General features: G+C 55.6%; 11 protein-coding genes. 7 read left to right on the top strand and 4 right to left on the bottom strand.

Translation table 11 applies throughout. The annotated features are described in order from the left end of the window. The first annotated feature begins 10 nt into the window (after positions 1-10). Complete coding sequence (locus CFI10_RS13200) at positions 11-475, top strand: outer membrane lipoprotein (protein WP_091825056.1); 465 nt, start codon at positions 11-13, stop codon at positions 473-475. Positions 476-535: 60 nt separating this feature from the next. Here the strand turns inward: CFI10_RS13200 and CFI10_RS13195 are convergent, their stop codons facing one another. After that, the gene (locus tag CFI10_RS13195; protein WP_206835153.1) at positions 536-1,117 is read right to left on the bottom strand and encodes a YecA/YgfB family protein; all 582 of its coding nucleotides are present in this window, start codon (positions 1,115-1,117) and stop codon (positions 536-538) included. Between the two features lie 109 nt (positions 1,118-1,226). Between CFI10_RS13195 and recQ the strand changes: the two genes are divergently transcribed. From recQ to CFI10_RS13170, 5 genes are all read left to right on the top strand, one after another. Further along, positions 1,227-3,365: a DNA helicase RecQ gene (gene recQ / locus CFI10_RS13190; protein WP_206842143.1), complete on the top strand. Its 2,139-nt coding sequence runs from the start codon at positions 1,227-1,229 to the stop codon at positions 3,363-3,365. Continuing rightward, complete coding sequence (locus CFI10_RS13185) at positions 3,362-3,787, top strand: YqaA family protein (protein ID WP_206835149.1); 426 nt, start codon at positions 3,362-3,364, stop codon at positions 3,785-3,787. Before recQ ends, CFI10_RS13185 begins: the two co-directional genes overlap by 4 nt. A 7-nt stretch (positions 3,788-3,794) precedes the next feature. Continuing rightward, positions 3,795-4,595, top strand: a complete 801-nt coding sequence (locus tag CFI10_RS13180) for a hypothetical protein (RefSeq protein WP_206835146.1) — start codon at positions 3,795-3,797, stop codon at positions 4,593-4,595. Between the two features lie 279 nt (positions 4,596-4,874). After that, complete coding sequence (locus CFI10_RS13175; protein WP_206835144.1) at positions 4,875-6,206, top strand: KamA family radical SAM protein; 1,332 nt, start codon at positions 4,875-4,877, stop codon at positions 6,204-6,206. A gap of 114 nt (positions 6,207-6,320) precedes the next feature. Further along, entirely contained in the window at positions 6,321-6,902 is a 582-nt protein-coding gene (locus CFI10_RS13170; RefSeq protein ID WP_206835142.1) for a PhnA domain-containing protein, read from the top strand. 52 nt (positions 6,903-6,954) lie between these two features. Here CFI10_RS13170 and CFI10_RS13165 read toward each other — a convergent pair whose 3' ends face one another. After that, a complete protein-coding gene (locus CFI10_RS13165) occupies positions 6,955-8,934 on the bottom strand; it encodes a methyl-accepting chemotaxis protein (RefSeq protein ID WP_206835140.1) in 1,980 nt (659 codons plus the stop codon). Positions 8,935-9,187: 253 nt separating this feature from the next. Between CFI10_RS13165 and CFI10_RS13160 the strand changes: the two genes are divergently transcribed. Continuing rightward, entirely contained in the window at positions 9,188-11,173 is a 1,986-nt protein-coding gene (locus CFI10_RS13160) for a methyl-accepting chemotaxis protein (protein ID WP_206835138.1), read from the top strand. Positions 11,174-11,243: 70 nt separating this feature from the next. Here CFI10_RS13160 and CFI10_RS13155 read toward each other — a convergent pair whose 3' ends face one another. Both CFI10_RS13155 and CFI10_RS13150 read right to left on the bottom strand, forming a co-directional pair. Then, the gene (locus CFI10_RS13155) at positions 11,244-12,824 is read right to left on the bottom strand and encodes a methyl-accepting chemotaxis protein (protein ID WP_206835135.1); all 1,581 of its coding nucleotides are present in this window, start codon (positions 12,822-12,824) and stop codon (positions 11,244-11,246) included. Positions 12,825-12,973: 149 nt separating this feature from the next. After that, positions 12,974-15,229, bottom strand: a complete 2,256-nt coding sequence (locus CFI10_RS13150; protein ID WP_091825075.1) for an arginine/lysine/ornithine decarboxylase — start codon at positions 15,227-15,229, stop codon at positions 12,974-12,976. Between the last annotated feature and the right edge of the window lie 50 nt (positions 15,230-15,279).

The following is a 15,279-nucleotide window of genomic DNA, read 5'->3' as shown; positions in this document are numbered from 1 at the left end:
GGAGAGTGTCATGAATAAAGCCATTATTCTAACGACCGTGCTCACTGCCAGTCTTTTGAGCGGGTGCGCCCAGCAGGGGCTGTATGGCACAAGCTACAGTCGTGATCAGGTGCGTCAGGCTCAAACAGTTCAATATGGCACTATCGAGTCAGTGACGCCGGTGGTGATCGAAGGACGTGACGATGGCGTTGTGGGTGCCGGTACCGGTGCTGTTGTCGGCGGTATTGCCGGCAACCAGATCGGTGGCGGCAGTGGGCGGACTTTGGCCACGGTGGTCGGGGCTGTTGCCGGTGGTCTGGTGGGGCAAAGAATCGAAAAGTCGGCCACGACCCGGCAGGGACAGGAATTGACCATCCGCCTGGACTCAGGCCGTGTGGTCTCTGTCGTACAGGAAGTGGATAACGGACAGTTTTTCCGTCCGGGTGATCGTATCAGAGTGCTGGGGCAGGGCAGTTCACTGCGTGTGACCTACTGAAGCACAGGTAAATATGGCCGGGCGCTGCGCCCGGCCTGCCCGCGGATCAGTGAACCGAAATCATTTTTCCGGGGCGTGGAAATGCAGGTAGAGGTCGATCAGGACTTCAGGGATCTGCACGCACATCTCTTCACGTAGCGCTCGGTCCTGGCTGATGTCACGGATCTCTTCGTCTTCAAACAGGTCTGAGGCCACCATAATCGGCAACAGCAGGCCTGCTACGGTTTCTTCATCGGCACCGAACCACTGCTCTTCCTTCAGGAACACGCCCTCCATAAAGGACTGTGCCCAGATGGTCAGCTCGGTCATCTCTTCATCTTCTTCAGGCTCAAGACTCAGCTCACAGGGCAGCAGAATCTCCTGATCGTTGTACAGGTCGTTGCCGATGGTCTGGTACAGCTTGCGCAGCAGTGCCAGGATTTCGGTTTTTTCTTCAGCATTGGCCCATTCGGGTTCACCGTCGAACAGCTGCTCAAGCCACTCGGATTCGGCAACCGGCTCGGGGCTGATGTTCAGGGCACACAGAAAGCCGTGGGCGCCGATCAGGTCCAGGGCTTCGTCGGACACGGCATCGGAGAACAGAAATTCCTCCAGACGGTCCAATTCCTCTTCGGTAATCAGGGCAGGCATGTTCGCATTCATGGTTCACAGCATCCGCAAGTTCAGGTCAACGGATGATTCTACCCTGAAGCGTGCCCCGGGGGTATGGCTGTGGATGACTTCATGCCAGTGATCGCGGATAATGCCGGCCATGATAGAGCGCGCCCGACAAATACTGGCCGATGTATTCGGCTTCGAGTCCTTTCGCCACCCGCAGGAAGCTGTGGTTGAAACCCTGATAAATGGCCGCGATGCACTGGTGGTAATGCCCACGGGGGGCGGCAAGTCACTCTGCTATCAACTGCCGGCACTGGTACGCGAAGGCTGTGGGGTCGTGATTTCGCCCCTGATAGCCCTGATGCATGATCAGGTCAGCGCCCTGTCACAACTGGGCATACGTGCCGGCTGTCTCAATTCCGCCATGACCCTTGATGAGCTGCAGCAGACTGAAGCGGCTTTGCGTAGCGGTCAACTCGATCTGCTCTATGTTGCCCCCGAGCGCTTGCAGCAGCCGCGCACTCGTCAGCTGCTGAGTCAGTGTCGTGTGGCACTTTTTGCCATCGATGAAGCCCACTGCGTATCTCAGTGGGGGCATGACTTCCGTCCCGAGTACATGCAACTGAACGAATTGCGTGAACTGTTTCCCGGGGTGCCGCGCATTGCGCTGACGGCAACCGCTGATGCGCGTACTCGCCAGGAAATCATCGACCGGCTGGCATTGACCGACGCCGCTGCCTTTGTCTGCGGCTTTGACCGCCCTAACATTCGTTACCGTATCGGCCAAAAGGACCGGGCACGTGAGCAGTTACTGCGTTTTATCCGCGATGAACATCCGCAGGATGTGGGTGTGGTGTACTGCCTGTCGCGCAAGCGGGTAGAGGAAACCGCTGCCTGGCTGTGCGAACGTGGTTTCAATGCGTTGCCTTATCACGCCGGGCTGGACGCAAAACTGCGCCAGCATCACCAGCACCGCTTTCTGACTGAAGAGTCGATCATCATGGTGGCCACCATCGCCTTTGGCATGGGAATCGACAAGCCCAATGTGCGGTTTGTGGCGCATCTGGATCTGCCACGTTCAATTGAAGCCTACTACCAGGAAACCGGACGCGCCGGCCGGGATGGTCTGCCGGCGAATGCCTGGATGGTGTATGGGCTGCAGGATGTGATTTTTCTGCGCCAGATGCTGGAAGGTTCGCAGGCGGAAGCGGCCCAGAAGCAGGTCGAACGGCAGAAGCTGGAAGCGATGCTGGGGCTGTGTGAAATCACTACCTGTCGGCGTCAGGCTCTGTTGAGTTACTTTGGTGAACATGCGCACCAGCCTTGCGGCAACTGCGATACCTGTCTGGAGCCGGTACCGGTCTGGGATGGTACTGAAGCGGCACGTAAGGCCCTGTCGGCTGTGTACCGCAGCAGTCAGCAATATGGGGTCAACTATGTCATCGATATCCTGCGTGGCCAATCCAGTGACAAAACTCGCCAGCGCGGGCATGAGCAGTTGTCAGTATGGGGCATCGGCAAGGACCTGGATCAACAGCAGTGGCGTTCGGTATTTCGGCAGCTGGTGGCGCGGGGTTACCTGAATGTGGACCCGCAAGGGTTTGGTGTACTGCATTTGAGTGATCGTTGCCGACCGTTACTGAAAGGTGAGGAAACGCTGGAACTGCGCCGCGATTTGAAAGTGTCCAGTGCTGCCGGCAAGCGCACGGGTGGGAGCCGTTCCTCGGCCACGCAGCAGAAACTTGATCCGGCCGAGCATCGTCTCTGGGAAGCGTTGCGCGCTCTGCGGCGCCAATTGGCTCAGGAGCAGGATGTACCGCCCTATGTCATCTTTCATGATGCAACCCTGATGGAGATGGTGCTGTATCGACCGCTTACCGGCGAGCAGATGCGTCGTCTGAGCGGAGTGGGAGAACGCAAGCTGGACCTGTATGGTCAGCCCTTCCTGGAGTTGATCGCCGAATTTCAGGATGAGCCCTCCAATAGTCAACAGGCACAGGCGGAAGAGTCACTGCTGCTGTATCGCTCAGGCATGACTGTTGAGCAGGTGGCGCGGCAGCAGAAGCTTTCGATCAATGTCATCTATGGACACCTTGCCCATGCGATCCGCGAGCGCAAGATCAGCGTAGACGAAGTGGTTGAGCTGCCGGCCGGTGAGCGTGCTGAAATCGAGAAAACCATGCGTTTTTGTCAGCAACAGTTTGGTGATTCACTCAAGGCGGTACATGAGGCGCTGGCAGGGCAGTATGAGTACGGTCTTTTACGCTGTATTCGGCAAGGGCTGAGTATGTGAGCGATCTGCTGCTGAATCCGCTGGGACTGTTTCTCAGTGCGCTGATCTCATCCACTCTACTGCCCGGTGGTTCTGAAGCCCTGTTGGCCTGGCTGGTTGCTTCCGGCGAGCATCCATTGTGGTTACTGCTACTTATGGCAACCGTTGGCAATGTGCTGGGCAGCCTGATTACCTGGGGCATGGGGTACTGGGTAGCGCATCGTTTTCCTCTGCGTGCATTGGACAAGCCCGAGCATCAGCGTGCCAGACACTGGATTGAGCGCTATGGAGCGCTGGTGTTGCTGCTGGCTTGGCTGCCAGTGGTGGGTGACCCGCTTTGCTTCGTGGCCGGCTGGCTTAGGGTCAATCTGTTTGCCAGTCTTGTCGCCATTACACTGGGCAAGCTGCTGCGCTATGCTGTCATCATCGGAATTTTCAGTTGAGATTCGGATGAGCAAAACGTCACTGCTATATGGTATCCAGCTGTTTCTGTTGTTGATTCTCCTGCTGCTGTTGGCCAACGTCTGGTTCAGCCGCAGCAATGAAGTCTGGTGGCATCAACCGGTGCGCCTTGCCATCTATCCGGTCAATGCGGATGGCGAAGCCTTGACCCAGGCCTGGATTGATCAGCTGCGCGTTGAGCAGTTTCAGGATATCGAGCTGTTTTTCAATCGTGAAGCTTCTCGATACCGTTTGCCGCTGGAGCAACCGGTACGGGTGCAACTGGCGCCACAGGTTGAATCCATCCCCCCTCAGGTTCCTGAGCACCCCAGCATTCTGGATGCGATCTGGTGGTCGCTCAAAATGCAGCTTTGGGTCGTATTCAATGACACTCTGTCGGATGATGAGGTCGATGCCCGCGTCTTCATGAACTTTCACCTGCCGCATAACGAGGTTGGCATGCGCCATTCGTTGGGGCTTCAGCGTGGGCTGATAGGACTGGTGAACGGCTATGCGGGGGTTGACTACCAGGGGCGCAACAACCTGATTGCAACGCACGAATTCCTGCATACGCTGGGCGCCAGTGACAAGTACAATGCCGAAACGACCGAACCACTCTGGCCGGATGGCTATGCCGACCCCACCAAGGTGCCGCTGTTTCCACAAACCCGAGCCGAAATCATGGGCGGCAGGGTGCAGGTATCGCCGGGCTGGGCGTTGCTGCCACCCAGTCTGGAGCATGTGGTGGTGGGAGCGGCGACCGCGATTGAGATTAATTGGCTTGCGGCTCCGGCCGAGCCACGTTCTTGACCCCTGCAGTCCCCTGTAGGACAATCCATCTTCTGCATTCAGGATTTGGAGGATAATTAGCGGGTTTATCGCGGTTTTTGGCGTTTTTTTACGCCCTTTTTGCTGCTTTTCGTGTGTGCAATCTTTCTTGTGCAAATGCCCGTTACAACGGACCTTTGTCCTCTTGGTGGCTGGTGTCATGGCCACTGCTTCTGGATGCTCCCATTCATCTGTTTTACACACAGTTGCTTCAGGCTTTGAAGCTGACTGTTGAATCCTATCAAGCTTGCAAGGGAGCCCATGAATTCACAAACGCCTATCAACCTAATCCAGGCCACCGAGGCCGATATAGCCCCCGCTTTTAAAGTCTACACGGCCCGTCATCTGGCGCAGATTCCGCAGTTGCAACGACTTCCATCCCAACTCAGGCATGAGATGGAAGTGGTTGCATCCGTTCTGCCGTTTCGAGTCAATAACTATGTGATCGATCAACTTATCAACTGGGATGATGCGATCAACGACCCCATGTTTCAGCTAACCTTCCCTCAGCGCGGCATGCTCAAGCCCGAGCATTATGCGGCGGTGGAGGCGGCGCTGGAAGCAGGTGACAAGACCGAGATCAAGCGCGTGGTCGATGAGGTACGTCAGGCGTTGAATCCGCATCCGGCGGGTCAGCTGGAACAGAACATTCCACGAGTGAACGGCGAGCCGGTCAACGGCATCCAGCATAAGTATGGCCAGACCGTATTGTTCTTTCCCAGCTCCGGTCAGGTCTGTCACAGCTACTGCACTTTCTGTTTTCGCTGGGCGCAGTTTGTCGGTGATCAGTCGCTGAAGATTGCGGCCAAGGAGTCCGGTCAGCTGTGTGACTACCTGCGAGAACACCCTGAAGTGACCGATGTACTGATCACCGGTGGCGACCCCATGGTGATGAAAACCAAAAACCTGCGCGCCTATCTGGAGCCACTGCTGGAACCGGAATTTGACCATATCCGCACTATTCGTATCGGCTCCAAGGCACTGACCTTCTGGCCTTACCGCTTTGTCACGGATGAGGACAGCGATGATTTGATGACACTGTTCCGTGACATCATCGCCGCAGGAAAGCATCTGGCCTTCATGGCGCATTACAACCACTGGCGCGAGATGGAAACCGATATTCACCGTCAGGCGGTGGCACGCATCCGTGAAACCGGTGCACATATCCGCAGCCAGGGCCCACTGCTCAACCACATCAACACCGAAGCTGATGATTGGGCAAGAATGTGGCAGGCACAGGTAGAGATGGGTATTCAGCCGTACTACATGTTTGTCGAGCGTGACACCGGTGCTCAGCACTACTTCGAAGTACCGTTGGCACAGGCCTGGAACACCTACCGTGATGCCATGAAACAGGTCAGTGGTATCGCCCGTACCGCACGCGGCCCGTCCATGTCAGCGACACCGGGCAAAGTAGAGATTCAGGGCGTGACCGAAATCAACGGTGAGAAGGTGTTTGTGCTGCGCTTCATTCAGGGTCGCAATCCGGATTGGGTGCAGCGTCCGTTTTTCGCCGCCTACGATGAAAACGCCACCTGGTTGAACCATCTCAAGCCGGCGTTTGGTGAAGAGAAATTCTTCTTCGAAGAGTAATCGATCTGTTGTGAACATCAATAAAAGGCTGCCTACAGGCCTTTTACGTTCAAGGCCACAAAAACTGCGCGGTTTCTGGCATAATGCGCCGCTTCATTAACAGGAGGGTCGATCATGTCAATCGAACAGGCGCTGCAGGCTCGCAGCGAATCCAAGTGTGAACTTTGTGGCGCAACCGAAGATCTGGCGGTGTTTGCGCTTCCTCCATCCTCGGATAACAGTGTCGATCAGTCTGTCCTCCTGTGCGACACCTGCCGCAACCAGATCGACAATCCGGAGCAGATGGATGCCAACCACTGGCGCTGCCTCAACGACAGCATGTGGAGCCAGGTGCCGGCGGTACAGGTTCTGGCCTGGCGCATGCTCAACCGTCTGCGTGGTGAGGGTTGGCCGCAGGACCTGCTGGACATGATGTATCTGGATGACGAAACACTGAGCTGGGCTCAGGCGACAGGTGATCACTTGTCAGACGACGAAGTTGTACGTCATCTGGACAGCAATGGGGTGGTACTTGAGGCGGGTGATACCGTTACCCTGATCAAGGATCTGAACGTGAAGGGCTCAAGCCTGACGGCAAAACGTGGAACCGCGGTGCGCAACATCTCACTGGTCCCGGATAACCCCGAACACATCGAGGGGCGGGTTGAAGGTCAGCAAATCGTGATTTTGACCAAGTTTGTCAAGAAACAGAAGTAACCCGCCTGCACTGGACTCATCCGGACCACTCTGTCCGAATGAGTCCAGGGTTTCAGATCGAGAAGCGCTTCAGCAACTCTTGCTGTTCATGGGCGTAACTGAGTAGCTCACGACTGCTGCCGGACGCCTGACGCGCGCCTTCGGTTGTTTCGCTGGCGGTGGTATTCAGCCCGTTCAGCGTACGGCTGACTTCTTCGACTGCATCGGTTTGCTGGCGTGCTGCCTCTGTAATCTGTGTACTCAGGCTGCCAATATGGGCGATGGCGGCATTGAGAGAATCCAAAGAGGTTTGAGAGGCATGGGCGTGTTCTACACAGCTTTGCGTCTGGTGGTAGCTTGATTGCATCACGCTCACGACCTGCGTGATGTTTTTCTGCATATTTTCCACCATCTCCTGAATCCGCCCTGTGGAATTCTGGGTTCGACTGGCCAGCTCGCGCACTTCATCGGCGACTACCGCAAAGCCGCGACCATGCTCACCGGCCCTGGCAGCCTCGATGGCGGCGTTCAGTGCCAGCAGGTTGGTCTGTTCGGCGATATCCCGAATGGTAGACAGAATACTGTCAATCTCCGAGCCGTAGCTGGCAAGCTGATCACTGACGCTGACTGCCTGTTGGATACCACTGGCCTGCAGTTCGATGCTTTGTAGGGTTTCACGGACATTATCTGTCAAGCTGACACTAAGGGACTCGCATTCATTGACGGCATCCAGTGTGGTATGACTGTGATTGGCCACTTCGGCCACACTGCTGGAAATTTCGGTAGCGGCGGATGCCGTTTGATGCAACTGATCACTTTGATGAGCCATCGCCTGAGTGGTCTGCTCACTGATGGCTGAGTTCTGGCTGGCAACGGATGCAAGATGCTCAGAACCACGGGTAATAGTGGTGACGATTTCGCGCAGGCCCTTGACCACATCGTTGAGGGCTTCGCCCAGCTCACCGAACTCATCCTTGCGCTGATCATCAAAGCTGATACGCAGATCACCCTGACGCAGCCGCCCCAATTGCTGGCGGATCTCGGCCAGGGGTTTACGCAGCGCGTTAATGGTCAACAGCGCTATCACGATCGCCAGTACGATTGCGGCGGAGGCGATTATCAGGATAACCGTATTGCTCAAAATAATCGCCTGTTGTCCTTTCTGACGGGTATCGGCTGCCAGTGTACGCGCTGCCTCGACCATGCTGGCAGACTCTTTGCTGGACGCTTCCATCAAGGCTGACAACTGTTCCAGCGTTTGGGTCAGTTCAATATCAGCGGCGGTAAGCTGGTTATACAGCGACAGTACGCCATCATCACCGTAAAAAGCGGTTTCAAGATTTTGCACCAGCGGCTCGACCTGGTTGGCGCGGGGTTCAGCTTCAGCGAAAAACTTATGTGCCTGGACCAGGCTGGCTCGATTATCTTTGGCATCACTGCGCAAGCGTTCGATATCCTGATTGCGCTGGTAATTGAACAGCATGAATCGGTAGCTGTTGGCTGCGCGGGTGACGGAGCGGATGCGCAATATGCCTTCATCGCTGGTTGCTGTGGAAAGGTAGTTGCGTGCCCAGCTGGCAAGGGCATCATTCTGAGTCATGAACTTGACTGAGATGTCACTGACTGCCGCTTGCAGTCGCCGCTGTTCCTGGTGCAGTGCGAACAGTTTTTCCGACAAGCCTTTAAGCTCTACTGCATTATTGCGAATCCGCTTTACAATGGGGGCCAGTTCGGTGTGGTTATCAAGCCGAAGCTGGAGTTGATCCAGCTGCTTACTGAAACGGTCGAAGCTGGTGTTGAACATCTCTCGATAGCTTTCAAATCGCTCCGGCTGGCGCTGAGCCAGGGCACCGTAAAGATCCGTGGTTGAGTTACCCAAAGCAAGTGTCTGGGCGTAGCTGTCATCAACCAGTGGCAACACGTCTTCCGTGACGGCACTCAAGCCGGCACTGACTGTTCGGCTACCGTACAGTCCGCCAGCACCGACCAGCATGATGAAGACGACCAAGAGGCCGAAACCGATGGCAATACGTTGTGTTATATAGATTTTCATGCCGTGACCCAGATTCTTGTTATTGGTGGGTTTTTACTTAGGGTATTTGCTTATTTGGAAGCTGTAAACCTGTAAATTGTCTGTCACCAAATACAGTCATTGTGCAGCAGGTCAATAACCCTGTCTGAATACGTTTACACTGACTGTCAGGCACGATTTAATGACTGCTGGAGACAAAAACCGTTAAAGTCCGCGGTTCGTCAGGGTTAGCCCAACGATTCACCGATGCTGCCAGCCCCAGAGGAAGGTAAAGATGTTCAAATATTCTCCCGATACAAAATCGATGCGCTACCGCGCCGGCAAACTGCTGGAGCGGTTACTCGAGCTGGTTGGCATGCGCTCGCTCGATGCCCAGTTCATGTTTTCCTATGTGATCATCTTTGTGCTGACTGCAGTGATTGGCGCTGCCGTTTACCTTTCTGACAATACAGATGCATCCGCAATCAATGTGGCGGGCGCCCAACGCATGCTGAGCCAGAAAATGGCCAAGGAAGTGCTGCTGCTGTCTCAGGATGTCGGGGATCGCAGCGGAGTAACAAAGACCATGAATGCGTTTGAAAGCGCACACCAGGCATTGCTGAATGGCTCTGCCGAGCGAGGTATCAAGGCTGCGGAGGATGCAGAGATCCGTTCTCGGCTGGAGCAGGTGGGCACACTCTGGAACAGTTATCGTGCAACGCTGAACCAGTATCTGCAGCAACCGGATACTGCCTTGTTGCCAAAGCTGGAGCAGCAGTCACTGACACTGCTCAAGGAAATGAACAACACCGTTGGGTTGATGGAATCCAAAGCATTGGGACAGCAGAAATTGCTGCAGCAAATCGCGCTTTGGGTAACCGCTCTGGTGCTGCTGCTGATCGTGATGGGCCGTTCTTTTGGCCTGACAGTCATGTTTCGTCAGATCAAGAACCTGCGTGACCATCTGCGGGTACTGGCGCAGGGCAATTTCTCGATTCCGATTGAAATCGATAACCCGAGAAACGAGGTAGGTCAAAACTATACTGCCTACAACGAAATCATCCTCGAAATCGGCGAACTGTTGCATCAGGTAACTCAGACTGCAGGGCGTATCAGTACAGGGGTGGGGCAGGTGAACTCGGCGTTGTCGGACACCGACCGTGGTGTGACCAATCAGCAGTCGCAAATTGATCAGGTAGCGGCAGCGGTGACCGAAATGGCGTCCACGGTGCAGGAGGTGGCTCAGAGTGCATCCAGCGCCGCGTCCTCGGCCGAGGCGGCCAAAGACTCTGCCAAGGGTGGCCAGCAGCTGGTGGCACAGGTTAGCGATCAGATCGGTGGTGTGGCGGATCAGGTACGTCACTCCGGTGAGGTCATTCGTGAGCTGGCGAAAGACTCAGAAGAGGTCAGCCAGATTCTGGATGTGATTACCGGTATCGCCGAGCAGACCAACCTGCTGGCACTGAACGCCGCCATTGAGGCTGCTCGCGCCGGTGAGCAGGGGCGTGGTTTTGCCGTAGTGGCTGATGAGGTTCGTACGCTGGCTCAGCGTACCCAGGAATCAACTGAAAATATTGCACGTATCGTTGAGCGGTTGCAGAAACAGTCGACCTCAGCGGTACACTCAATTGAAACCAGTCAGCGTATGGCCGAAGAGAGTGTGGCGCAGGCTGAAGAGGCGCGCAGTGTCATTTTGAGAATCGTGGATGCGGTGGGCGTCATCACCGACATGAACACCCAGATCGCTACCGCTGCCGAAGAGCAGAGCCAGGTGGCACACGATATGGATCGCCATATTACCGGTATTGCGGATCAGGCGCGCAGAACCTCCGCGTATTCAAAGCAGTCGGTTGAAGTGACCAGCCAGATCAGTGGTTATGTGGAAAGTTTGTTGAAGGAAGTCAGTCGGTTTGAAACCAATGTACAGGGTATCGACCTGGGTGCTGCCAAGGCGGCCCACCTGTCCTGGAAAACACGGCTGCGCAGCTTTCTGGATGGCAAGTCAAGCCTGACAGAGAAAGAGGCCGTATCGCATATGGATTGTGCTTTCGGTAAGTGGTACTACTCGGAAGGCAAAGAGAAATATGGCAGCCTGCGCGAATTCACCAGCATTGAATCACCGCACGAGAAGCTGCATGCACAGGTGAAGGAAGCGATTCGGTATCGTCAGGCCAAAGAGTTTGATCGTGCTGAAAACTGCTACGATCAGGTTGCGGCCATCTCTGCCGAAATCGTACAAAAGCTGACGGCGCTGGAAGACAAGGTGCAGCAGCGTAAGTAATAGATAAACTTGGCTGAGGTGAAACGCCCCGCACTGCGGGGCGTTTACGTTCTGGAAAAGGGTTGCTCGCTCAGGCTTTCACAACCCAGAAATTGGTGGATAGTTGCTTCAGGTTGCGTGACAGTCCTGCCATCTCTTCGGCCGACAGCTGTGTCTGCCGGCCATCGCTGAGGTTGTTTTGTGCCACATCACGGATCAGTCCCACGTTGTGCTCGATCTCACCGCTGACACTGAGTTGCTGCTCCACGGCAGAGGCAATCTGCGTGTTCATGTCCGTAATCTGATTTACCGCTGCGGTAATCTCCTGCAGTGCGTCTGCAGCCTGCAGTGCCCTCTCAACGGTGTGGCGGGCCTTGCTCTGACTCTGACGCATGGCATCGGTCGCGTTGCGAGAGCCGAGCTGTAGACTTTCCAGCAGCGTTTGGATTTCACCGACCGACTCCTGGCTGCGTTGTGCCAGATTGCGAATCTCTTCGGCTACCACGGCAAAACCACGTCCATGTTCACCGGCGCGGGCGGCTTCGATGGCGGCGTTCAGTGCCAGCAGGTTGGTTTTTTCGGAGATGCCGGTGATGACTTCCAGAATGCCATGGATGTTATCGCTGCTGGTCGCCAACTGGTCAATAACGCCAGTGGCATTTTCGATTTCGTCAGTCAGAGACAGGATCGCTTCGCGTGCATCGGCCATGACGGCCTGACCGTTACTGGCGCAGGTATTGGAGCCCTCTGCACTGACCGCTGTCATCTGTGCATGACGTGCGACCTCCTCGATACTGGCGACCATCTGGGTGACGGCCGAAGCGATCTGTTCCGTTTCCGATTGCTGGTGGTTCAGTCCCTGGCTGCTGCGCTCAACGGCGGATGCCAGCCGTTCGGCATTCTGACCCAGCTGCTCGGCACAATCATTAATACGTCCGGCAATTGCACGGGCTTCTGAGCGCAGACGGAACAGAGCGAACTTTAGTTGGCCGGCTTCATCGTCGCGGCCGGTGTAGATACGCCGTGCCAGTGCATCATCAGAGACGCTTTTGCGTGTCTGCTCAATCACCTGGTGGATAGGCTGTATGATCAGCATAGACAGCAGGCTTGCCAACATGGCGGCAATCACAATCGCTGCAGTGCCATCGGTGCCGGCAACACCTGATTGGTGCAAACCCAGTGCCGCCAGTGTCGACAGTATACCGGCCCCCAGCAGTCGCCAAGGCAGCCGTATGCGGCTGGCCAGGCTGGGCTTGAACTCTTTTCCGGCCGACAGGCGAGCATATAGTTGACTGGCTCTGGCAATCTGTTCTGGCTCGGGACGGGTACGCACCGACTGGTATTCGATGACCTTGCCATCCTCGGTGATCGGCGTGACGTACGCGCTGACCCAGTAGTGATCACCGTTTTTGCAGCGGTTTTTCACAATTCCCATCCAGGAGTTACCTGTCTGCACCGTATCCCACAAGGACTGGAAAGCAGCCGGGGGCATGTCAGGGTGGCGTACGATGTTGTGGTTTTTGCCTAACAGCTCATCCTGGCGGAAGCCACATATCGTGATGAAGTCCTGATTCACGTAGGTCACCTGACCTTTAAGGTCGGTGGTGGAGAGGATGTTGGTGTTGTTGGGGAACTCAACCTCGCGGTCGGTAATGGGCAAATTCTTTTTCATGGCACCTGTTATCCTTATTATTGCCGTATGGTCCCTCACGAACCTCCGACTCAATATAGATTACCTACAAACTGTGTGCCAAATAATTCATGTATAAAAAAAGCGGCTTCTGTAAGCCGCTTCTGTACGTGCTGTTTGTTGTACGTTGATCAGTCTTTGACCACATCCACGAAGTACGCATCTCTGCCGTTTACCTGCTCACGTACGAGGCCATGAACATCGGTCTCGAAGCCAGGGAAGCGAGAGTTGAAATCGCGTGCAAACTGCAGATAGCGCACGATGGTCTTGTTGAAGCGTTCGCCCGGTACCAGCAGTGGGATGCCCGGTGGGTAGGGGGTCACCAGCATGGCAGTGACGCGGCCTTCGAGGGCGTCGATGGAAACCCGCTCTACCTCACGGTGCGCCATTTTGGCCCAGGCATCGGCCGGTGTCATGGCCGGTTCGATGTTGGACAGGTACATTTCGGTGGTGATGCGAGCCACATCATACTGCTTGTAGACGTTATGAATCTCGGTGCAGAGATCACGCAGGCCGACGCGCTCATAGGTGGGGTGACGCTGGGCAAATTCGGGCATCACACGCCACATGGGCAGGTTCTGGTCGTAGTCATCCTTGAACTGCTGAAGTTCGGTGACCATCGAGTTCCAGCGGCCCTTGGTGATGCCGATGGTGAACATGATGAAGAAGGAGTAGAGGCCGCTTTTCTCAATGATAATGCCGTGCTCGGCCAGATATTTGCTGACGATGGCGGCTGGAATGCCGACTTCGTCGAACTCACCCTCAAGATTTAGCCCCGGTGTGATGATGGTAGACTTGATCGGGTCCAGCATGTTGAAGCCTGAGTCGATCTTGCCAAAGCCGTGCCAATCATCGTTGTCATGGATGATCCAATTGTCACGGTCTCCCAGGCCTTCCTCAGCCTGTACATCCGGCCCCCAGACCTTGAACCACCAGTCGTCTTCACCAAACTCCTCATCCACCTTGTGCATGGCGCGGCGGAAATCGATCGCTTCCAGCAGTGACTCTTCGACCAACGCTTTGCCGCCCGGCGGCTCCATCATGGCGGCTGCCACGTCACAGGACGCAATGATCGCGTACTGCGGGCTGGTAGAAGAATGCATCAGGTAGGATTCGTTGAAACGGTGAGTATCCAGCTTTCGGCTGGTGCCGTCCTGTACCAGAATCTGGGAAGCCTGCGACAGCCCTGCCAGCAGCTTGTGAGTGGATTGGGTCGCAAATACCAGAGTTTCATCCGAGCGTGGACGATCCGGCCCGATGGCATGCATGTTGTGGTAGAACTCATGGAACGATGCGTGCGGCAGCCAGGCCTCATCGAAGTGCAGGGTGTCGATGGTATTGCCCAGCATCTCCTTGATCGTTTCCACGTTGTAAACGATGCCGTCGTAGGTGCTCTGGGTAATGGTCAAGATACGTGGCTTTTTGTTCTTCGCCTCGCGGGCAAAGGGGTTGGCCTCGATCTTCTTGCGGATGGTTTCAGGGTCGAATTCACTTTTGGGAATCGGACCAATGATGCCGTAGTTGTTGCGGGTCGGCATCAAGAACACTGGGATCGCACCGGTCATGATGATCGAGTGCAGAATCGACTTGTGGCAATTCCGGTCGACTACGACGATGTCACCCGGCGCTACGGTAGAGTGCCACACGACCTTATTGGAAGTGGACGTGCCGTTGGTGACAAAGAACAGATGATCGGCATTGAAGATGCGTGCGGCATTGGACTCACTGGCTGATACCGGGCCGGTGTGGTCCAGCAGTTGGCCCAGCTCTTCTACGGCGTTGCACACGTCGGCGCGCAGCATGTTTTCACCGAAGAACTGGTGAAACATCTGGCCTACAGGGCTTTTCAGAAAGGCAACACCGCCTGAATGGCCGGGGCAGTGCCAGGAGTAGGAGCTGTCACTGGCGTAGTCCATCAGCGCCTTGAAGAAAGGCGGGGCCAGGCTTTCCAGATACTTGGTCGCTTCGCGAATGATGTGGCGGGCCACGAACTCGGGTGTGTCCTCGAACATATGGATGAAACCATGCAGCTCGCGCAGGATATCGTTGGAGATATGGCGTGAGGTGCGGGTTTCACCGTAGAGGAACACCGGAATATCAGCGTTGCGCTTGCGCACCTCACCGATGAAGTCACGAATTGATTTCAACGCCTTATCCACATCTTCATCGGAGCCGGAACCGAACTCTTCGTCATCGATGGACAGGATAAAGCAGGAGGCCCGACTGGCCTGCTGTGCGAATGATGTCAGGTCACCGTAGCTGGTAAATCCGACCACTTCCATGCCTTCGCGACTGATCGCTTCAGCCAGATCCCGGATACCGGAACCTGAGATGTTTTCGGAGCGGAAATCTTCGTCGATGATGACGACGGGGAAACGAAACTTCATGCACACATCCTGCAGGTTGAGGGCGGTTCCTAAGAGTTCAGGTCAGCAAT

Source organism: Marinobacterium iners (genome assembly GCF_017310015.1).
GTDB lineage: Bacteria > Pseudomonadota > Gammaproteobacteria > Pseudomonadales > Balneatricaceae > Marinobacterium > Marinobacterium iners.
Note: the sequence above shows the minus strand (reverse complement) of the source record. Positions and strands in the feature narration are given on the sequence as shown.